This window comes from Acuticoccus kandeliae, assembly GCF_003073115.1.
On record NZ_QBBV01000103.1, the window covers coordinates 1 to 356 of the forward strand.

At 67.1% G+C, this 356-nt stretch carries 1 protein-coding gene; it reads left to right on the forward strand.

What is annotated here, in order from left to right:
* The coding region (locus DBV35_RS29500) for a DNA-directed RNA polymerase subunit beta (protein ID WP_211100081.1) at positions 1 to 356 on the forward strand (356 nt) is incomplete at both ends.

Below are 356 nucleotides of genomic sequence, written 5' to 3' on the forward strand. Positions count from 1 at the left end.
TCGACCGGCCCCTACTCGATGATCACCCAGCAGCCGCTGGGCGGTAAGGCGCAGTTCGGTGGCCAGCGCTTCGGTGAGATGGAGTGCTGGGCGATGCAGGCGTACGGCGCCGCCTACACCCTGCAGGAGCTGCTGACGATCAAGTCCGACGACGTCGTGGGCCGCGTGAAGGTCTACGAGGCGATCGTCAAGGGCGAGAACATCCCGGAGCCGGGGATCCCCGAGTCGTTCAAGGTGCTCCTCAAGGAGCTGCAGTCGCTCTGCCTGAACGTCGAGGTGCTCTCCAGCGACGGTGCGGCGATCGAGATGCGGGACGCCGACGACGAGGACCTCGAGCGTGCCGCGGCGAACCTGGG